Annotated in this window: 17 protein-coding genes and 1 tRNA gene; 4 read left to right on the forward strand and 14 right to left on the reverse strand. The window is 63.2% G+C overall.

Annotated features, from left to right (window positions below):
- The first annotated feature begins 78 nt into the window (after positions 1-78).
- Positions 79-507, forward strand: a complete 429-nt coding sequence (locus ACOX7T_RS07665) for a CBS domain-containing protein (RefSeq protein WP_433441469.1) — start codon at positions 79-81, stop codon at positions 505-507.
- Between the two features lie 40 nt (positions 508-547).
- Here ACOX7T_RS07665 and ACOX7T_RS07670 read toward each other — a convergent pair whose 3' ends face one another.
- The 7 genes from ACOX7T_RS07670 to ACOX7T_RS07700 form a co-directional block, all read right to left on the reverse strand.
- Positions 548-1,435, reverse strand: coding sequence for a helix-turn-helix domain-containing protein (locus tag ACOX7T_RS07670; protein WP_433441471.1), 888 nt, complete (start codon positions 1,433-1,435; stop codon positions 548-550).
- Positions 1,436-1,500: 65 nt separating this feature from the next.
- Positions 1,501-2,694 carry an MFS transporter gene (locus tag ACOX7T_RS07675; protein ID WP_433441473.1) on the reverse strand — a complete coding sequence of 398 codons (1,194 nt, stop codon included), beginning with the start codon at positions 2,692-2,694 and terminating at the stop codon, positions 1,501-1,503.
- Positions 2,695-2,875: 181 nt separating this feature from the next.
- Entirely contained in the window at positions 2,876-4,732 is a 1,857-nt protein-coding gene (locus tag ACOX7T_RS07680) for a glycoside hydrolase family 13 protein (RefSeq protein ID WP_433441475.1), read from the reverse strand.
- A gap of 37 nt (positions 4,733-4,769) precedes the next feature.
- The gene (locus ACOX7T_RS07685; protein ID WP_433441477.1) at positions 4,770-5,360 is read right to left on the reverse strand and encodes a lactate utilization protein; all 591 of its coding nucleotides are present in this window, start codon (positions 5,358-5,360) and stop codon (positions 4,770-4,772) included.
- A 60-nt stretch (positions 5,361-5,420) separates the two neighbouring features.
- Complete coding sequence (locus ACOX7T_RS07690; protein ID WP_433441479.1) at positions 5,421-6,296, reverse strand: YitT family protein; 876 nt, start codon at positions 6,294-6,296, stop codon at positions 5,421-5,423.
- Between the two features lie 67 nt (positions 6,297-6,363).
- Positions 6,364-8,607 carry a DNA gyrase subunit A gene (locus ACOX7T_RS07695; protein WP_433441481.1) on the reverse strand — a complete coding sequence of 748 codons (2,244 nt, stop codon included), beginning with the start codon at positions 8,605-8,607 and terminating at the stop codon, positions 6,364-6,366.
- 252 nt (positions 8,608-8,859) lie between these two features.
- A complete protein-coding gene (locus ACOX7T_RS07700) occupies positions 8,860-10,842 on the reverse strand; it encodes a DNA gyrase/topoisomerase IV subunit B (RefSeq protein WP_433441483.1) in 1,983 nt (660 codons plus the stop codon).
- 468 nt (positions 10,843-11,310) lie between these two features.
- Between ACOX7T_RS07700 and ACOX7T_RS07705 the strand changes: the two genes are divergently transcribed.
- From ACOX7T_RS07705 to ACOX7T_RS07715, 3 genes are all read left to right on the forward strand, one after another.
- Positions 11,311-11,562, forward strand: a complete 252-nt coding sequence (locus tag ACOX7T_RS07705; RefSeq protein WP_433441485.1) for a YaaL family protein — start codon at positions 11,311-11,313, stop codon at positions 11,560-11,562.
- Between the two features lie 57 nt (positions 11,563-11,619).
- The gene (locus ACOX7T_RS07710) at positions 11,620-11,886 is read left to right on the forward strand and encodes a pro-sigmaK processing inhibitor BofA family protein (RefSeq protein WP_242823623.1); all 267 of its coding nucleotides are present in this window, start codon (positions 11,620-11,622) and stop codon (positions 11,884-11,886) included.
- A 106-nt stretch (positions 11,887-11,992) separates the two neighbouring features.
- Positions 11,993-12,613 (forward strand): S-layer homology domain-containing protein, encoded by a 621-nt coding sequence (locus tag ACOX7T_RS07715; RefSeq protein WP_433441488.1) that lies wholly within the window; start codon positions 11,993-11,995, stop codon positions 12,611-12,613.
- Positions 12,614-12,735: 122 nt separating this feature from the next.
- Here the strand turns inward: ACOX7T_RS07715 and ACOX7T_RS07720 are convergent.
- The 7 genes from ACOX7T_RS07720 to dut all read right to left on the reverse strand — a co-directional run bounded on the left by ACOX7T_RS07720 (position 12,736) and on the right by dut (position 18,762).
- Positions 12,736-12,811: transfer RNA gene (locus ACOX7T_RS07720), tRNA-Gly, on the reverse strand.
- A 52-nt stretch (positions 12,812-12,863) separates the two neighbouring features.
- Entirely contained in the window at positions 12,864-14,108 is a 1,245-nt protein-coding gene (locus tag ACOX7T_RS07725; RefSeq protein WP_433441490.1) for a hypothetical protein, read from the reverse strand.
- Between the two features lie 33 nt (positions 14,109-14,141).
- Complete coding sequence (locus tag ACOX7T_RS07730) at positions 14,142-16,235, reverse strand: penicillin-binding transpeptidase domain-containing protein (RefSeq protein ID WP_433441492.1); 2,094 nt, start codon at positions 16,233-16,235, stop codon at positions 14,142-14,144.
- A 45-nt stretch (positions 16,236-16,280) separates the two neighbouring features.
- Positions 16,281-16,790 carry a rod shape-determining protein MreD gene (locus tag ACOX7T_RS07735; protein ID WP_433441494.1) on the reverse strand — a complete coding sequence of 170 codons (510 nt, stop codon included), beginning with the start codon at positions 16,788-16,790 and terminating at the stop codon, positions 16,281-16,283.
- Between the two features lie 12 nt (positions 16,791-16,802).
- Complete coding sequence (mreC, locus tag ACOX7T_RS07740; protein ID WP_433441496.1) at positions 16,803-17,645, reverse strand: rod shape-determining protein MreC; 843 nt, start codon at positions 17,643-17,645, stop codon at positions 16,803-16,805.
- Between the two features lie 60 nt (positions 17,646-17,705).
- The gene (locus ACOX7T_RS07745; RefSeq protein ID WP_433441498.1) at positions 17,706-18,296 is read right to left on the reverse strand and encodes a Maf family protein; all 591 of its coding nucleotides are present in this window, start codon (positions 18,294-18,296) and stop codon (positions 17,706-17,708) included.
- Positions 18,297-18,312: 16 nt separating this feature from the next.
- Complete coding sequence (gene dut / locus ACOX7T_RS07750) at positions 18,313-18,762, reverse strand: dUTP diphosphatase (protein ID WP_006571230.1); 450 nt, start codon at positions 18,760-18,762, stop codon at positions 18,313-18,315.
- Positions 18,763-18,787: the final 25 nt, after the last annotated feature.

Below are 18,787 nucleotides of genomic sequence, written 5' to 3' on the forward strand. Positions count from 1 at the left end.
CTTTTCCGGCTATACTGAACTGTAACAAGGCGGCGGGCCGTGCCTGCCGCCCAGCCTGAAGAAAGCGGTGGAATTGATATGCAGGTACGTGACCTGATGAGCAGCAGCGTGGTGTCCATTGCCCCGGGAGAGTCGGCGGCCCTGGCGGCCCGGCTTCTGGCCCGGCACAACATCGGCTCCCTGCCGGTGTGCGGCGCCGACGGACGGCTCCGGGGTATTGTCACCGACCGGGACATTGTGCTCCGGTGCGTGGCGGCGGAGGAAAATCCGGCCGACACCCCGGTGCGGGAGATTATGTCCCGCAACTGCGCGGTGGTCTCCCCGGAGGACGACGCCCGGGAGGCCTCCCGGATGATGGCGGCCGCCCAGGTGCGGCGGCTGCCCGTCACCGACGGGGACAAGGTGGTGGGCATGGTCTCTCTGGGAGATTTGGCCCTGAGCCAGGCCTACGACATGGAGGCCAGCAAAGCCCTGGCCGACATCTCGGACAACATCAAGCGGCTGTAAAAAAGCGCGTGGACGGGTACTGTCCACGCACTTTTTCTATTTACTCTTTCCAAAGCTCCTCTGCGTTCCAGCTGTACGCTGTAATGTCGGAGAACCTGACCAGAGCCTGGGTGTACTGCTTTCCGTTGAGGGGAAGCACCGCCGAGAGGGTAAAACCGTTGGCTGCCTCTGCCTCACTGCAAATAATGGACAGGGTATAGGCCGATCCATTCTCAACCTGGGTAGCCGGGAGCGTTCTTGCCGTCCCATCCGCGCCGGTTAATTGGAAGTTGATTTTTCCTCCGCTGGTGCTCTGGGTGGGAAGCAGCGTCACCTTCAGATTCATTGAGCCGTACTTGGTGGCCTCCATTGTATAGTGGAAATCTGCCACCAGCCCGTCAGCTGTGCTCACACCCAGCTCCTGCTCATTCTCAGCACGTTCCAGCTGGTCAATGCGCTCCACCTGGCTGCTCATCTGACTGTCAAGAGAGTTCACCTGCGACTCCAAACTCCAGCTTGTGGACTGAAGCCCGCCCAGAAGGCCCTCCTGCTCTTCCAGCCTCTCATTCATCCGGAACAGCGCCACGCCCTGGATACATACCGCCGCTGCCAGCACCACACACAGTGCCTTCCACCACCGGCCATTCCGCCGGGGCGGCTCATCTTTTTCCTCAGGAGATTTCGGCTCTTCCTCCGGTGGCTGAGCCGGTGGGTCCTGTTCCTCTGAATCCTCCGGCTCCTCCCGGGATGTCCCCTCCACCTGAAGCAGGTCGTGGAGATTCACCTCAAAGAGACGGGAGAGGGCGATGAGCTTGTCCACCTCGGGCACCGCGCCGTCGGCCTCCCACTTGCTGATGGCCTGACGGGATACTCCTAACTTCTCTCCCAGGCCCTCCTGAGAGAGCCCTGCATCGTGACGCAGTGCCTGAATTTTTTGTCCCAGCGTCATGGCAGTCACTTCCTTTCATGGCCACATTCTAGCATCCAGGCCTGTTTTCCGCAATCAAGCCGCCCTTACCCTCTGTCAACCGCTGGTTGCGATCCCCTCAGTCCCAGCAGAAACAGGGCCAGACCGGCCCCACAGCAGCCCGCCGCCAGCAGCAGAGCCAGGGAGACGCTGCGGTCAGCGCAGGCGCCGAAGGCGGGATAGAGCAGCGCCGCCCCCAGATCTATGACCATGGCGTTGCAGGAGAGCTGAAGGGCCCGGCCGCTCCCCTCCACCCGCTCGTTCTGGAGGGAGAGAGACAGGGGCGCCGCCATGGCCCGGCAGGCCGCCGTGGTCACCACCCCGGCCAGTGCCGCCACGGGACCGCTCCACAGCGCCATCAGCAAACAGGCCGCCCCCGGCAGGAGGAACAGCGCTGTCCCCGCCCGCCCCACACCCAGGCGGCCGGTGAGCCGGTGGGACACTCCGCCCAGCAGCCCGACGGCAGTGACCAGGGCGAAGGCCGGGCCAAAGAGGGCCTGCGGAATCCCCGCCCGGAGATACTGGAGCTGGCTGAGGAAGATGGTCACCTCATTCCCCGCCTCCTCCAGCAGGCAGAAGGCCAGCAGCAGGGGCAGAATCTGAACGGTACGGCGGAAAGCGGCGGAAAGACTGCCCCGCTCCCTTTTCTCTCTCTCCGCTTCCTCAGGCGGCTCGGCCAGGAACAGGGCGCAGAGCGCTGCTCCGGCGTAGGTAAACACGGTGAGCAGGGCCGCCAAGCGGTACCGCCCGCCCAGCAGGGGCCACAGCAGTCCGGCGGCCAGGAGCCCCGCCGTCTGGCAGGCGCTCCAGTGGGAGAACACTTTCCGGTGGTCCCCATCCCGGCCGCAGCTGGCATAGAGCAGGGCACTGTCACAGCCAGACAGGCCGGACACCGACACCGCCAGCAGCAGACGCTCCGCCAAAAAGCCTCCAAAGGTCTCCGCCCGCCAGAACACCACCTTGCTGACGGCGTATACAGCGGTGCAGAGCACCACCGTCCGCCGGTGACCCAGCCGGTCAGCCGCAGCCCCCCATGGGACCTCCAGCCCCAGAGCCAGCGCCAGGGACAGGCTTTCAATCACCCCCATCTGGAGGAGGGTGATACCCGCCGCCTGACGGTAGAGGGTGGCCACCGGGGAGTAAAACACCATACCCTGGAGGAGGGCCATGGTGTAGAGCAGCGGGATATTCCTGCCCGCTGCGCCCTGAGGCCAGCCCTCTCTCCGTCTGAAAATGCGCATAAAAAGACACCCCTTCATTTTGTGTACAGCAAAGCTCCCCCCATTCCCATCTGCGGAACAGGAGGTCAAAATGAAGAGGTGTTTAGTTGGGCGTCAGACAGGCTGTCATTTCATTCTCCTTCAGGCCAGGAGCCCCGCGCCCAGCGGGCGCGGGGGTACGTTCTCTCTCCTCCGTCCGGCCTTACCGCTCCGGCGTGGCCAGAAGCCGTCCGGTAAGGGGGGGCAGCTCCAGCGTGAGGAGGCCTTCCTCCGCCTCCAGGTTCTGGCTACCCAGCAGATCCACGGCAGTCCCCTCCCAGGGGATGGTGACGGTCTCGGCCTCATGTCCGGCGTTGACGGCGCAGAGCACCGTCTCCCCGTCCAGACTGCGGGTAAAGGCCAGCACGCGGCCCTCCGCCTTCTCGTACCGGATATCCCCCCGGCGCAGGGTCTGCCTGCTCTTCCGGGCGGCGCCCAGGGCGGTGAACAGGCTCACCAGCTCCCGGTCCTCGTGGCCCCAGGGGAAGGTGCGGCGGTTAAAGGGGTCCTCAAAGCCCTCCATACCCGCCTCATCTCCGTAGTACACGGTGGGGGCTCCGGGGAAGGCGAAGAGCACCATGGCCCCCAGAGTCAGCCGGGCCTTGCCGTGGGCACGGTCGTGGTCGTTGAGGCGGGCGTGTGCCCGCCAGTCCCGGCTCTGGCCCCGCTGCTCGCTCTTCTCCCCCAGCAGGGTGAGGATGCGCATGGTGTCGTGGGTGCCCAGGGTGTTCATGGCCAGGTGCCAGGCAAAGGGCGGGTAGTTCTCCCGCAGGGTCTCCATGGAATTCTTGAAGTGCTCCGCGCTGCCGCCCAGCAGGTAGTCCACCAGAGCGGTGCGGAAGGGGTAATTCATCAGTCCGTCGCAGTGGCCGCCCAGGATGTGCTTGCGGCGGACGCTGTAGGCAATCTTGTTGGACCCGTCCTCCCACACCTCGCCGATGATCACCGCGTCGGGCTTCTCCGCCCGGGCGGCGTCGTGGATGGCGGCCACCACCCGGTCGGGCAGCTCATCGGCCACGTCCAGCCGCCAGCCGTCCGCCCCGGCCCGCAGCCAGGAGCGGATGACACCGTTCTTGCCGGTGATGTACTCCAGCCAGGTGGGGCTGTTCTTGTTGGTGGTGGGCAGGGAGTAGATACCCCACCAGGAGGTGTACTGGTTGGGCCAGTGCTGGAAGCAGAACCAGTCGTAGTAGGGGGACTGGGGGCCCTGACAGGCGCCGGGGTTGGGATAGGACCCGTCGCCGTTAAAGTACTTGCTGACAAAGGCGGTGTGGTTGAACACGCCGTCCAGCATGACCCGCATGCCCATGGCGTGGGCCTCGTCGCACAGGGCGGAGAACTCCTCCCTGGTGCCCAGCATGGGGTCCACCTTCTCGTAGTCGCCCACGCCGTAGCGGTGGTTCTCCGGCCCCTCGAAGATGGGACAGAGGTAGATGGTCTCCACCCCCAGGTCCCGCAGGTAGGACAGCTTGGTGCGGATACCCGCCAGGCTCCCGCCGAAGAAGTCCCGGTTGCGGATTTCTCCCTTGTGGTCGGGGCGGTACTCCGGCTCCTCCTCCCAACCCTGGTGGACCCAGCGGCCGCCCACCATGCCGTCGGGATTGGGCACGGTCAGGCGGCAGAACCGGTCTGGGAAGATCTGATAGGTCATGCCGTCGCCGAACCAGAGGGGCACCTTGTCGTTTTCGTCGTACACAGTGAGCTGATATTCCTGAGATTCTCTGCCCGACTTGCCGTCCAGCCGCTCCAGGCGGAAGGAGTACCAGATGAGGCCCATGTAGCCGTCGGTGTTGATGGAGCCGGTGAACATGTCCCGCTCACCGTCCAGGCCGGTCCACACCATGGGCACTTCAATGCGCTTGTTGTCCCAGGACTCCAGCCGGGCGGTGAGTATGCCCCGGGAATAGCCCTCAGAGCGGAGGGGGCGGAGGGTGAAGGTGACCTCCGTGCCGCCGGGGACGGCGCCGTAGGGGGTTTTGAATCTCAGGTCCTTTGAGTCATAAGTCTGTGCGTCTATCAATGGAAATCATCCTAACTGGATACAGAATTGTCGCGTCTTACAGCCCCAGCTCCTGGTTGATGAGGACCACCTCGGCGTAGGGGATGCCGTTGGGCTTTTTCCACAGCACGGTGAGGGCCCGGCAGATGCGCTCGGGGCTGGAGCAGTTGTAGCAGCGGTCGCCCTTCTCGGCGCAGGGGGTCTTGCGCTTCAGGCGCTGGGCGTTCTTGGGGGCGGCGATGTTCCGGGCACGCCAGAGGGCCTGGTCATAGTCGGGGGCGATCTTGTTCACGCCCACCAGCAGATAGAGCTCCTCATGGCCGTAAATGGTGCCCACCACCCGGTTGCCGGTGCCGTCGATGTTGATGATCTCGCCGGTCTCTGCCAGACCGTTGACCGAGCTGATATACACCTGGGCTTTGGCCGCGTCCTCCCGGGTGCCGCCCAGCCAGTGCCAGTGGACCGCATTGTGGGAGGGCAGGAGCTTGTCGAGGCCCATCTGCTGGGCGGTCAGCGTGCCGCCCACGCCAATGCTCTTCCCATCCAGCTTGCCGTCCAGATAGCGGGCAGCCTCTTCCGCCGTCTCAAAATAACTGGTGGCAAAGCCGTTCTCTTCCAGATTCCTGCGCAGTTTTTGGATGTCTGCCATATGTACCGCTCCTCTCTATTTTATGCGTCCGGGCAGTGGCCCGGAACGCGCTTTCCCCTCTCACAGGTCGTTCTGCCGGTACTCCCGGAAGCCGTCTCCCAGCACCTCGTGGGCGTCGCACACGATGATAAAGGCGGTGGGGTCCAGCTCCTTGACCATCCGCTTGATGGACACAATCTGCCGCTGCTTGAAGGCGCACATGAGCACCTTCTTCTCCGCGCCGGAATAGGCGCCCTGGCCCTGGAGAATGGTGACGCCCCGGTCCAGGTCATTGACAATGGCGGCGGCAATCTCCTGAAAACGGTCGCTGATGATATAGGCCACCTTGGCGCTGTCCATGCCGTAGAGCACCCGGTCCATGACAATGCCGGCGATATACAGGGCCACCACGCCGTACAGAGCGCTGTACACGCTGCCGAAGGCGATTGCGGTGGCCACAATGACCACCAGGTCGGTGGCCATGAGCAGCTTGCCCATGGGCAGCCAGCTGATTTTCAGCTTGAGGAGCCGGGCGATAAGGTCGGTGCCGCCGGTGGTGGCGCCCTGCTGGAACACCATGCCCAGGGAGGCCCCCATGAGTACGCCGCCGAACACGCAGGCCAGCATGGGGTCCATGGCCTCAAAGGTCCAGATGCTGTTGACGATGTCGATGAACACGGAGGACACCGCCATGGCGTACAGGGAGGACAGCAGCAGGTGTCCGCCCAGCAGCCGCCAGCCCAGGATGAACAGGGGAATATTGAGGATGATGACCACTGTGCCGATGGGGGCCCAGGGCAGGACGGCGTTGATAATCTGGCCCACGCCGGTGATGCCGCCGAAGGCGATTTCGTTGGGCACGTAGAACCAGTTGAAGCCCACGGCGTAGATGGCTGAGGCCAGGGTGATCATAAAGTAGGACCATGCCAGGGTGAGCGCTTTGGATTTGGGTTTCATAGATACCTCTCACGGGGCGCCGGGGCGCTTTCCGCGCTCCGGCTGGGTTAATGGGGTTATTTCCGGCTCAGAGCAGGCTCATCTGCTCCTCGCCCCGGTCCTCTCCCTTCAGGAGGGCGCCGGCCACGGGCAGGCTGCGGGCCCGGTACCGGGCGGTGTTGACAATGGGGCTGCCCTCCACCGGCTCCACACGCTCCACCGAGTGCTTGGGCTTGAGGGTCATCACGTTGACGCCCTGGGTGGTGCGGGTGGCCTTGGGAGCCAGAAGGGCGGTGTGGAAGATGAGGCAGCGGCCCTCGGTGGAGATCACCGCCAGCTCCAGGTCCTCCCGCAGCAGCAGAGCGGCGGCCAGGGGGGACTTGTCGGAGTAGGCGCCGGTCAGCTTCCGGCGGCGGGTCTGGGTCTGGTAGGCGGAGAGCTCCACACGGGCGGCCTTGCCGTTGCGGAAGAAGAAGAGCAGGTTGCCCGAGTAGTCCCCGGGGACGCAGGCCCACACCACGCTCTCCCCCGCCTCCATCTCCAGCCTGGTGGGCAGATAGTCGCCCAGCACGGAGGCCTTGGCGTCGTCGAAGTCGCTCATGCGGGTCTTGTAGCACTGCTGCTTGTCGGTGAAGACCAGCAGCTCGTCCCGGTTGGTGCACTCCCACTGGAGCCACGCCCCGTCTCCCTCCTTGTACTTCTGCTCGCTGTTCATGCGCAGAGAGGCGGGGGTGATCTTCTTAAAATACCCCTCACGGGAGAGGAATGCGGTGACCGGGTAGTCGGGGATCTCCTCCTCCGGCTCGGGCTCGGACAGGCGCTGGTGCTCGTAGATGATCTCGGTACGGCGGGGCTGGGCGTACTTCTTCTTCACAGCGCCCAGCTCGGCGATAATAATCTTCTTGATGCGGCCCGGGTTGCTGACGATATCCTGGAGGTCGGCGATCTCCTCCTCCAGTGTAGAGGTTTCCTCAATCCGCTTGAGGATATACTCCTTGTTGATATTGCGCAGCTTGATGTCGGCCACGTACTCGGCCTGGATGTTGTCGATGCCGAAGCCAATCATCAGGTTGGGCACCACCTCGGCGTCCTCCTCGGTCTCCCGGATGATCTTTATGGCCCGGTCGATGTCCAGCAGGATTTTCTTCAGGCCCTTGAGGAGGTGCAGCTTCTCCTGCTTCTTCTTCATGACGAAGTAGGTCCGCCGGCGCACGCCCTCCATCCGCCAGGCCGTCCACTCCTCCAGAATCTCCCGCACGCCCATGACCCGGGGCATGCCGGCGATGAGGATGTTGAAGTTGCAGGCAAAGGAGTCCATCAGGGGAGTGGCGCGGAACAGCTTCTGCATCAGCTTGTCCGGGTCGGTGCTCCGCTTCAGGTCGATGGTCAGCTTCAGGCCGGTCAGGTCGGTCTCGTCCCGCATGTCGGCGATCTCCTTCACCTTGCCCGCCTTGATGAGCTCGGCCACCTTATCCATGATGGCCTCCACGGTGGTGGAGTAGGGGATCTCGTAGATCTCGATGAGGTTCTCACTCTTCAGGTAGCGCCACCGGGCCCGAACCTTGAAGGAGCCCCGGCCGGTGTTGTAGATCTGGGAAATCTCGGCGGCATCATAGAGCAGCTCGCCGCCGGTGGGGAAATCGGGGGCCTTGAGCACCGCCGTCAGGTCGCAGTCGGGGTGCTTCAGGTACTCCACCGTGGCGTCGCACACCTCGGCCAGGTTGAAGCCGCACAGGTTGGAGGCCATGCCCACGGCGATGCCCTGGTTGGCACTCACCAGCACGTTGGGGAAGGTGGTGGGCAGCAGGGTAGGCTCCTGCATGGTGCCGTCGTAGTTGTCCACAAAGTCCACGGTGTCCTGGTCGATGTCCCGGAACAGCTCGGCACAGATGCCGTCCAGCCGCACCTCGGTGTAACGGCTGGCGGCCCAGGCCATGTCACGGGAGTAGACCTTACCGAAGTTGCCCTTGGAGTCCACCAGGGGGTGGAGCAGGGCCCCGTAGCCCCGGGAGAGACGGACCATGGTGTCGTAGATGGCGGCGTCGCCGTGGGGGTTGAGCTTCATGGTCTGGCCCACCACGTTGGCGCTCTTGGTGCGGGCGCCGCCCAGCAGCTTCATCTGGTACATGGTGTACAGCAGCTTCCGGTGGCTGGGCTTGAAGCCGTCAATCTCCGGGATGGCCCGGGAGACGATGACGCTCATGGCGTAGGGCATGTAGTTGATCTCCAGCGTCTCGGTGATGGGCTGCTCCAGCACCTCGGGCCGCAGGCCCATGACGTTGGGGTTATTTTTGTGCTTCGCCCCCTCCTCGGGGGCCTTTTTCTTTGCCATTGAGTTCCGTCCTTTTCAGAGGATTGTTTATGATATATCCGCCAGTTCCAGATATTTATACCCGTTTTCGGCGATATGCCTCCCCAGCCGGCCCTGGCCGGCCGGGGGCCCCGGATTTCATTCCCTCGGGGCAAGTGAATTGCCCCTGCGGCAAGGTTTTGGCCTCAGGCCAAAACGCTTGACGCCGCTTGGCGGCGGCTCGCTCCCGCTCGCAAGGACCATATCGCCGGGTCCCGAGCAAAACCTTATCCCCTACGAAATATCCGCCAGCTCCAGGTATTTATACCCGTTTTCCGCGATATGGTCCTTTCTGCCCTGGAGATTGTCCCCCAGCAGCAGGTCGAAGACCTGGGCGGTGCGCTCCACGTCCTCGGGCATGACCTTGATAAGGCGGCGGGTCTCCGGATTCATGGTGGTGAGCCACATCATGTCCGGCTCGTTCTCGCCCAGACCCTTGGACCGCTGGACGGTGAACTTTTTCCCCTCCAGGGAGGCCACAATGTCGTTCTTCTCCTTGTCGGAGTAGGCGAACCAGGTCTTTTCCTTGCAGTTAATCTCGTAGAGGGGGGACTCGGCGATATACACATACCCCCGCTGGATGAGGGTGGGGGTGAGGCGGTAGAGCATGGTCAGAATCAGGGTGCGGATCTGGAAGCCGTCCACGTCGGCATCGGTACAGATGACCACCTTGTTCCACCGCAGGTTCATCAGGTCAAAGGTGGCCATGTCCTTGGCGTGCTTGTCGTTGACCTCCACGCCGCAGCCCAGCACCTTCAAGAGGTCGGTGATGATCTCGCTCTTGAAAATCTTGGCGTAGTCGGCCTTGAGGCAGTTCAAAATCTTGCCCCGGACGGGCATGATGCCCTGGAACTCCGCATCCCGGCTCAGCTTGACCGCGCCCATAGCGGAGTCGCCCTCCACGATGTAGAGCTCCCGGCGCTCGGTGTCCTTGGTGCGGCAGTCCACAAACTTCTGCACCCGGTTGGAGATGTCCATGCTGCCTGTCAGCTTCTTCTTGATGTTGAGCCGGGCCTTCTCCGCGTTCTCTCTGGCCCGCTTGTTGATGAGCACCTGCTCGCCAATCTTCTGGGCGTCAAAGGGGTTCTCGATGAAGTAGACCTCCATCTGGCTCTTGAGAAACTCGGTCATGGCCTCCTGGACGAACTTGTTGTTGATGGCCTTTTTGGTCTGGTTCTCGTAGGAGGTCTGGGTGGAGAAGTTGTTGCTCACCAGGATGAGGCAGTCCTGAATGTCGTTCCAGGTGATCTTGCTCTCGCTCTTCTGGTACTTGCCCTGGGCCTTCAGGTAGCCGTCGATGGCGGAGACAAAGGCGGAGCGCATGGCCTTCTCCGGGCTGCCGCCGTGCTCCAGCCAGGAGGAGTTGTGGTAGTGCTCGATGATCTGCACCGCGTTGGAGAAGCAGAAGGACACGCTCAGCTTCACCTTGTACTCCGGCTTGTCCTCCCGGTCCCGGCCCTTGCGCTCGGTCTGCCAGAACACGGGCTGGGTCAGGGGGTTCTCCCCGGAGAGTTCCTTCACATAGTCCTCAATGCCGTTGTCATACTTGAACTCGGTGGTCTCAAACTTGCCCCCCACCTGGTTGCGGAACCGGAAGGTGACGCCCGCGTTGACCACGGCCTGCCGCTTCATCACGTCCAGGTAGTACTCTACCGGGATGTTGATATCGGTAAAGACCTCCAGGTCGGGCTTCCAGCGGAATTTGGAGCCGGTCTTTTTGCCGGTGTAGGGCTCCTTTTTCAGGCCGCCCACGTTCTCGCCCTTCTCAAAGTGGAGGGTGTACTCAAAGCCGTCCCGGTGGATGACGGCGTCAAAGTACTCGCTGGCGTACTGGGTGGCGCAGGAGCCCAGGCCGTTGAGGCCCAGGGAGTACTCGTAGTTGTCGCCGTCGTTGTTGTTGTACTTGCCGCCGGCGTACAGCTCGCAGAACACCAGCTCCCAGTTGTACTTCTGCTCCTTCTCGTTCCAGTCCACGGGGCAGCCCCGGCCGAAGTCCTCCACCTCGATGGACTTGTCCTCGTACCGGGTGACAGTGATGACGCTGCCGTGGCCCTCACGGGCCTCGTCGATGGCGTTGGACAAAATTTCAAATACGGCGTGTTCGCAGCCCTCCAGCCCGTCGGATCCAAAGATGACAGCCGGGCGCTTGCGCACCCGGTCGGCGCCCTTGAGGGCGGAAATGGACTCGTTGCCGTAGGTTTTACTGGCTTTGGCCATTGCTTTCTCCTCGCATTACACAGTTTTACATTGTATTATTTTATCTCCAATTTACCCCTCCTGTCAAGGAAAGGGCGGCGGACCGTCCGGCTGCAAAAAGACCGGGACCGTCCCTCTGGAGAGACGGTCCCGGCTGCTTTTGCTCGCCCGGCGGGAGGAGCCCTTGTCTCCCCCTGCGCCGGACGGGACAGGGCTGTTTTTTCTGCAGGAGGGGCGGCTTTCGCCGCCGCCCCCGGCACGTCCTTCCCTTTTCGCCTTTCGCCGTGGGGCAGGGGTCCGCCCGGTTGGGCGGGCCCTGCCGGGCACCGGCTTAAAAAGAGAGGAGGTGCGCTATGCCTTGTCCGAGGGTAGTATGTGCGCCCTGCCGCCCGGTATGTATGGTTATTTTTGGTATAGAGCCTGTCATATTTGTCCAAAATGAACATACAATGTACCAGTACTTCACCTTAAGGAAAGGAGGCCGGTCCCATGGCTGAATCCGCCAGGACCCTGCCGTTCTGCAAAAGACGCCCCACACCCCGAGAGGAGGAACGGGACGCTCTGCTGGAGGGGCTCTCCCGCACCCGCACCCTCATCGCCCAGGCCTACTCCGGCTTCAACTCGGCCCGGGACCCGGACCTCATCGAGTCCTACGTGTTTGAAATCAACGCCCTCCAGGCCCGCTACTCCTATCTGCTCCGGCGGGTCAAGGAGATGGACGGCGCACCGCTGAGAAGATAGGGGACTTCCCGCCCCGCCGCCCGGGTTTCCGGCAGACTTTGCACAGAGGTGACCGCTGTGGAATCCCTGGTGAATATGCTCCCCTGGCTTCTGGGCGGTCTGGTTCTGGTGGTAGCCATGGCCGCCCTGGGAAAGCCCATCAAGAGCCTGCTGCGGCTTCTGGGCCGCACCGGCGTGGGCCTGGCCGTCCTGTGGCTGTTCGGAAAGATAGGCGGGCTCATCGGCGTGACCCTGGGGGTCAACCTGTTCAACGCCCTGGTGCTGGGGGTGCTGGGCGCGCCCGGCTTCGGACTGCTGCTCATGCTCTCCTGGGCCCTGCGGTAGGGGCGCATTTTACGGCGTTTTGACAAAATGAGCCGCTGTTCACAGATTTGTAAAATTATTATGGTATACTTGCTTCGATTTTAACGGAAGCAGGTGTACCATCCCCATGAAACGCAAAATTCTCGCCTCACTGTGTGCCCTGAGCCTGGCGCTCTGCCTGACCCCCATGGCCTGGGCCTCTGACTATACCGATGTAAAGGACGGCGCCTGGTATGCCGAAGCGGTGCAGACCGTGACGGACAAGGGCCTGATGAACGGCACCAATTCCACCTCCTTTGCCCCCAACGCCTATGTAACCCGGGCTACCGTTATCACGGTGCTGTGGCGGATGGAGGGCTGTCCCGAGCCCACCAGCCAGACCGGCTTCCCCGATGTGGAATCTGGCAGCTGGTGCGACAAGGCCGCCCGCTGGGCCAGAGAGACCCAGATTGCCGACGGATACAGCGACGGCCGCCTGGGTGCAAACGACCCGGTGACCCGGGAGCAGCTGGCACTGTTCCTCAGCCGCTACACCTATTATAAGGGATATACTCTGGCCGAGGGCGTCCTCAGCCTCTACCCCGACGGGGACAAGGTTTCCAAGTGGGCGGTGGACGGCATGAAGCACGCCGTGGGCGCCGGACTTATCACCGGCACCAGCGCCGGTACCCTCAGCCCCCTGGGCTACACCACCCGGGCCGAGCTGGCCGTCATCCTGGTCCGCATGCTGACCCCCGCCGCCGGATAAGCTCATTCCTCTTCAAAATCAAAAGCCTGCCTGTTGAAGGGACTCCTTCAGCAGCCAGGCTTTTTCGCGGCTGGCAGCAAAAACAAAACGGACAACTGCTTTCACAGTTGTCCGTTTTATTCTGGAGCGGGTGACGAGGCTCGAACTCGCTACCTCCACCTTGGCAAGGTGGCGCTCTACCAGATGAGCTACACCCGCAAGCGACAGATGTTATTATACTCAAAGCGATGCCATCTGTCAACTCTTTTTTTCATTTTTCCTGAATTTCTTTTTCCCCGGTCAGCCCTACGCCCGCCACAGCGGCCAGTCCCTCACCGGCAGGCCCGGTGATATCGGATGGGAGAGGGATGTCGGACGGCAGAACGGTCTCCGTGGGCGGCTGAAGGCCGCAGCTGGGGAACTCCTCCCGGTTCCACTGGTAGCACTGCTCCGCCAGCTCTGCGTCCTGGAGGGCAAAGCCGTCGGCCCGAGTGGCATCCACATGGCGGCTCTCGCCGTCGGACAGGGTGACGATATTCCAGTACCAGGGTGCGCCGTCCAGGGTGCCGGGCACGACGGTGCACTCAATTCCCGCATACTGGCACAGCAGCTGATAGGCCAGCGCCATGCCCTTGCTGTCCGCCCGGCCCTCCACCAGAGCGGCATAGGCGGTGTTGGCTTTGCGGCCCTCGCTGTCCAGCAGGCTGTACTGGGCAGTGCTCCTCAGCAGCTCAAAGAGGGTTTGGATCCCCGCCTGGTCGGCCTTTACATCCAGGTGGGCTGCGGCGCTGCTGAGCTGTGCCACCAGCTTCTCCTTTTTCTTCTGGAGCAGCTCCGGGTCCTCCGGGTAGCTGAGCTGGATCTCCACAATCCGCACCCCGCCGGGGGCGGTCTCCTCCCCCTCAGGCAAGCTGGGGTAGAGGGACACTGTCACCTCCGGCATGCCTAGGGCGGCCTCAGGGGTGTCGTAGTAGGCCTGGCGGACCAGCTCCCGGATAAACTCCTCGTCCTCGTTGAAGTAGGTCACCCGCAGCACCGCCTCCGCACCGAAGGTGCGCAGTGTGTCCTGCAGCTCTTCCCGAATGGCGCTGGTACCGGTGACCGAGACAATGCTGTTCACCTGGTCCTGGGTGCGGCGGTAGCTGAGGTACACGCTCACCTCATAATAGGAGACGATATAGGAGGTCTGGGGCTTGATATAGCTGACGGCATAGGAGCCCAGGGGATACTCCTGAACCGCATAGAGGCAGGCGGCATCCACATCGGCCTCCACATCGCCACGGTCGGGGGTGTAGTTGGACAGGTGAACCACGCCGTAGGACATGCCCTGGTCCACAAAGTAGATGACCGCGTCCTCCAGCTGCTGGTAGTTCTCGGCGGTGATTACGTCGCCGTCGGAGGCCGGGCCGTCCTCATGGGGCTGGACCACGGTGTAGTTGTGGTCCAGCATGGAGGCGCAGCCGCCCAGCCCCAATGTCAGCACCAGGGCCAGTATGGCAGTCAGGACACGCTTCACGGCTCAGGCCTCCCTTCTCTTCTCAGATGCCGCTCAGTGGAGCAGCTGGTTTTCCCCGTCCACCGACTCCATGGTGGTGCCGGTGCTGAAGTAATAGGACAGAATCTCGGCGGCAATGCCGGCCAGGTCGGTACCGCTGCCGCCGTGCTCCACCACCACGGAAATGGCGATCTCCGGGTCGTTGTAGGGCGCGAAGCAGACCAGCACGGCGTTGGACTCGCTGTCCACCTGGCCTACCTGGGCGGTACCCGTCTTGGCGCCCACCTCCACGGGCAGGTCGGCAAAGGCGTTCTTGACGCTGCCCTCGTTGGCCATCAGGTACATGCCGTACTTGACCGCCTCCAGGTTCTCCTCGTCGATGTCCACACTGTCCAGCAGCTGGGGCTCATACTCATAGATCACCTCGGAGAAGTCGCTGGACTTGACGCTCTGAAGGATGTGGGTGGAGTACCGGTCACCGCCGTTGACCAGGGTGGCCACGTAGTTGGCCAGCTGGAGGGGGGTAACCTGGGTGTTGCCCTGGCCGATGGAGGCGGACAGCAGGTCGCCGCCGTACCAGGTCATGCCCAGGGCCTCGCTGGTCTCGGGACCGGCCACCCGGCCGGATTTTCCGCCCAGCTCAAAGCCGGTGCTCTCCCCCAGGCCGAACATGGAGGCGTACTGGTCGATGAGGTCGATGCCCAGCCGGTCGCCCAGGGTGTAGAAGTAGATGTTGCAGGAGTCCTTGATGGCGTTGGCCATGTCCTCCATGCCGTGGCTGCCGCCGTACTGGAGGTAGTACCAGCAGGCGGGGTGGTAGTCGCCGTAGGGGTACTTCTCCCCCTCCGGGTACTGGAACCGGCCGGTGTCCCGGATCTTCTCGGTGGGGGTCACCAGCCCCTCCTGGAGGGCAGCGGTGCCCACAATCATCTTGAAGGTGGAGCCGGGGGAGTACAGGCCGTTGATGGCCCGGTTGTTGAAGGGATTAAGGGGGTTGCTGGCGACCTCGTTGTAGAGGGTGGTATTGCTGTAAATGGTGGTCAGGTCGTAGGTGGGGTAGGAGGCCATGGCCAGTACGCCGCCGGTCATGTCGGTCACCACCACGGCGCCGCCCTCGGTGTACTCCGACTCCAGGCCCTCAATGCCGTTGGCCAGGGCCCGCTCCGCCACCTCCTGGAGGCGGATGTCAATGGTCAGGCTCACGTTGCCCCCCGGCTCGGGCTCCAGGGTCTCGCCGGTCTCGTTGTCGGTGCGCCAGTGCTGGGAGACAATCTTGCCGCTGGTGTTGGTGTTGATGTCCCGCTGTCCCGCGGTGCCCTTCAGGTAGGACTCAAAGGCCAGCTCCACGCCGTCCTTGCCCACGGTGTCGTCCATCTGGTATCCGTCGATGTTCTTGTAGTATTCCCAGTCGTCGGAATACATGCTGCCCACGTGGCCCAGCAGATGGGCGGCGTAGGTAGTGTTGTACTGCCGGACGGTGGTGGGCTCGATGGTGACGCCCACCAGCCCCTCTTCCTTCACCCGGGAGATGAAATCGATGTCCACATCCTGGGCGAACACATAGGAGGTGCGCAGAATGTCCAGAGAGCGCATGCGCAGCTCGCACAGCACCCCCACCAGGGCCCGGCCATCCTCAGGGGAGACACTCTCGTCCACCTCATAGAATTCCCGCATCCTGGCCAGCAGGATGTCCGGCCCCTGCTGAGCCGCTTCGGTCCACTTCATCTGCTCCAGAAAAGCCTCATACCGGGCCTGGCCGGCCTCGGTGAGGGTGTCGGTATAGGTGAAAGGCTCAGTCATGGAGATGGGCAGCACCTCGTCGGTCCACGTCACCCCCTCCTCCCGGCAGATCTCCAGCAGGGCGAGCAGGTTGGGGTTGCGCTCGGCCTCCTCCCCCATGATGGAGGTGTCCAGCGTGACCTGATAGACCGTCCTGTTGGACACCAGCACCCGGCCGTACCGGTCCAGAATCTGGCCCCGGGCGGCCTCCACGGTCTCGGTTTTCGTAATGTTGCGCACGGATCTCTCCCGATAGTCGGCGCCGTGGACAATCTGAAGATTGTGGAGCACGGCGGTAAAGACGCCGATGATGAGCACCAGGATCAGGGTGATGACCCGGAGGCGGGCGCGGAACTGTCTGGCTTCCAAGGGGTACCTCCTTACAGGCGGCCCGGGGCATGGGTGCGCCGGGGATTAGAACAGGGTTGCGAACTGGGTCCGGCTCCAGACCCAGTGGAAGATGGCGTAAATGAGTGGGACAAAGATAATGGAGAAGAGGAACTCAGGGACAGCCACCTTCAGCAGGGCGGGCAGATCAGCCACCTGGAACAGCAGCCGCCATCCCACCCGGAAGAGTTCAATGAGAAAGAGTCCGGCGGCGGAGCAGAGGGCGCAGCCCACCAGATTCTGCCGCACCAGGTACTGGGCGGTGATGCCCGCCCCGGCGCCCAGCAGGGCCAGCGAACATGTCATGGCGCCGTTTGTGCCGTACACCGCATCGCAGATCACGCCCACCGCCAGGCCAAAGCCCGCGCCCGGGGCTCCCCCCTCCAGTACGGCCACCGTAATGGCCGCCAGGGGCAGCAGGGTGGGTGACACGCCGAAGAGAGAGATGCGGCTGAGGACATACACCTCCAGAAACCACACGGGCAGGAGGGCCAGGCCGTAGATCAGCCATTTTGTGAGAAAATCCCGCTGTGTCATCTGCCCGCCCCCTTACTCCACAATGTCAAAATCGGTGATGACAAACACCTGCTGCAGGTTGTTCAGGTCGGCGGAGGGGGTGATGATGGCGTACCGGGTCATGCCTGAGTCGTCGGTGTGGACGGTATCCACGGTCCCTACCAGCAGCCCAGCCGGGTACACGCCGCCCCGGCCGGAGGTGAGCACCTCATCCCCGGACACCAGGTCGGTGTTCTCGGGCAGGTAGCTCAGCTTCAGCTTGCCCTCCCCCATGAGGGCAAAGTCGCCCTCCAGGATGGCGGCGGTGTCGGTGCGGGCCAGGATGCCGCCCATCTCAGTGTCGGTGTCGATGATGGTGGTGACGGTGGCCCAGTTGAGCCCCACCGTGGTGACCACCCCCACCAGATTGCCGTACTGATCAATGACGCAGTCCTCGGCGGAAATGCCCATGTTCTCCCCCTTGCTGATGGTGAAGGTGGAGTACCAGTTGGTGGACTCCACGGCGGTGACCGTGGCCGACTCCAGCGTCAGGTCCTTCCGCTGCTCCCGCAGGCCCAGCAGGCTGCGCAGCCGCTCGTTCTCCCGGCTGTCGGCCTCGGCCTGGCGGACCTTCTCCTCCATCTCGGAAATCTGAATTTTCAGCTGCTCGTTCTCCTCCACCAGCTGGTCGTACTGGAAGGCGTAGTCGTACACGCCCTCCACCCAGCCCACAAAGCCGTTGATGCCGTTGCGCACGGGCGTGGTGACAAAGCCCACGGCGCTGGCGATGGGGTTGGCCGTGCCGCCCAGAAGGACGGAGGTCACCAGCGTAATGAGGGCCAGCAGCACCGCGATAATGAGAATGAGCACGCCGTTATGGCGGAAAAAGTCTTTCAAAGCAACCTCCACCCGCGTTCAAGCGGGTCTTTCCAGCAGTTATGTCCTCAGATGGGTTTCTTACCTCTGGGCGGCCAGTTTGAGGCAGTCCACCCCGAAGCGGGAGAGCATGCCGCTCAGGCGGCATACCGGCAGGCCCATCACGTTGTAGTAGTCGCCGCTGATGCCCTGGATGAGCAGAGCGCCGTATCCCTGGATGCCGTAGGCGCCGGCCTTGTCCATGGGCTCGCCGGTGGCGATATAGTCCTCAATCTCCCGCTCGCTCAGCTCGCGGAAGGTGACGTCGGTGACCTCGTGGGCGGTCTGCTTTTCCCCGCCACGGCACACGGTGACGCCGGTGTACACCTGATGGCGCACGCCGGATAGGGCGGAGAGCATCTTGAAGGCGTCCAGCTCGTCGGCAGGCTTGCCCAGTACGGCCCCCTCCAGGGCCACCACCGTGTCGGCGGCGATGACGATGGCGTCCTCTCCCACCTTGCCGGCCACAGCGGCCGCCTTCTCGGCGGACAGGCGGCGGACCAGCTCCTCGGGGGGCAGGCCGTGGAAGGCGCTCTCGTCCACATTGGGAGAGATGGTCTCAAAGTCCCGGATGCCCATCCGCTCCAGCAGTTCCTTCCGCCGGGGGGACTGGGACGCGAGAATAATCTTCATGTTCTGATACTCCTTTTTACTTTCCGGTGGAGCCGAAGCCGCCCTGGCCCCGCTCGGTCTCGTCCAGGCTGTCGCACACCTCCAGCTGGGCCTGGACCACCGGCATCACCGCCAGCTGGGCGATGCGGTCGCCGGGGGCGACGGTGTAGGCCGTGTCGGACAGGTTGGTGAGGCCCACCCGGATCTCTCCCCGGTAGTCGCTGTCAATGACGCCCACACCGTTGGAGAGGGTGATGCCGTGCTTGATGCCCAGGCCGGAGCGGGCGAACACCAGGGCCACATACTCCGCGGAGGGCAGGGCGATGGCGATGCCGGTGGGGATGGACACCAGGGCCCTGGGCTCCACCGTCACCGGCTCGTCCACGCAGGCGCACAGGTCCATGGCGGCCGCGCCGGCGCTGGCGTAAAAGGGCGCGGGGATCTCCTTCCCGATTTTCGGGGATACATACTTGATTTTCAGATTCATATTGCCTCCGGAGGGCTGCCGCCCT

Source organism: Pseudoflavonifractor sp. (assembly GCF_050943825.1).
Classification (GTDB): Bacteria; Bacillota; Clostridia; order Oscillospirales; family Oscillospiraceae; genus Pseudoflavonifractor.

Coding starts and splice junctions, on each gene's coding strand:
- ACOX7T_RS07670 (WP_433441471.1), bottom strand. CDS start 1,435: ATGACGCTGGGACAAAAAATTCAGGCACTGCGTCACGATGCAGGGCTC.
- ACOX7T_RS07690 (WP_433441479.1), bottom strand. CDS start 6,296: ATGAAACCCAAATCCAAAGCGCTCACCCTGGCATGGTCCTACTTTATG.
- ACOX7T_RS07665 (WP_433441469.1), top strand. CDS start 79: ATGCAGGTACGTGACCTGATGAGCAGCAGCGTGGTGTCCATTGCCCCG.
- ACOX7T_RS07695 (WP_433441481.1), bottom strand. CDS start 8,607: ATGGCAAAGAAAAAGGCCCCCGAGGAGGGGGCGAAGCACAAAAATAAC.
- ACOX7T_RS07705 (WP_433441485.1), top strand. CDS start 11,311: ATGGCTGAATCCGCCAGGACCCTGCCGTTCTGCAAAAGACGCCCCACA.
- ACOX7T_RS07700 (WP_433441483.1), bottom strand. CDS start 10,842: ATGGCCAAAGCCAGTAAAACCTACGGCAACGAGTCCATTTCCGCCCTC.
- ACOX7T_RS07745 (WP_433441498.1), bottom strand. CDS start 18,296: ATGAAGATTATTCTCGCGTCCCAGTCCCCCCGGCGGAAGGAACTGCTG.
- ACOX7T_RS07715 (WP_433441488.1), top strand. CDS start 11,993: ATGAAACGCAAAATTCTCGCCTCACTGTGTGCCCTGAGCCTGGCGCTC.
- ACOX7T_RS07685 (WP_433441477.1), bottom strand. CDS start 5,360: ATGGCAGACATCCAAAAACTGCGCAGGAATCTGGAAGAGAACGGCTTT.
- ACOX7T_RS07735 (WP_433441494.1), bottom strand. CDS start 16,790: ATGACACAGCGGGATTTTCTCACAAAATGGCTGATCTACGGCCTGGCC.
- ACOX7T_RS07675 (WP_433441473.1), bottom strand. CDS start 2,694: ATGCGCATTTTCAGACGGAGAGAGGGCTGGCCTCAGGGCGCAGCGGGC.
- dut (WP_006571230.1), bottom strand. CDS start 18,762: ATGAATCTGAAAATCAAGTATGTATCCCCGAAAATCGGGAAGGAGATC.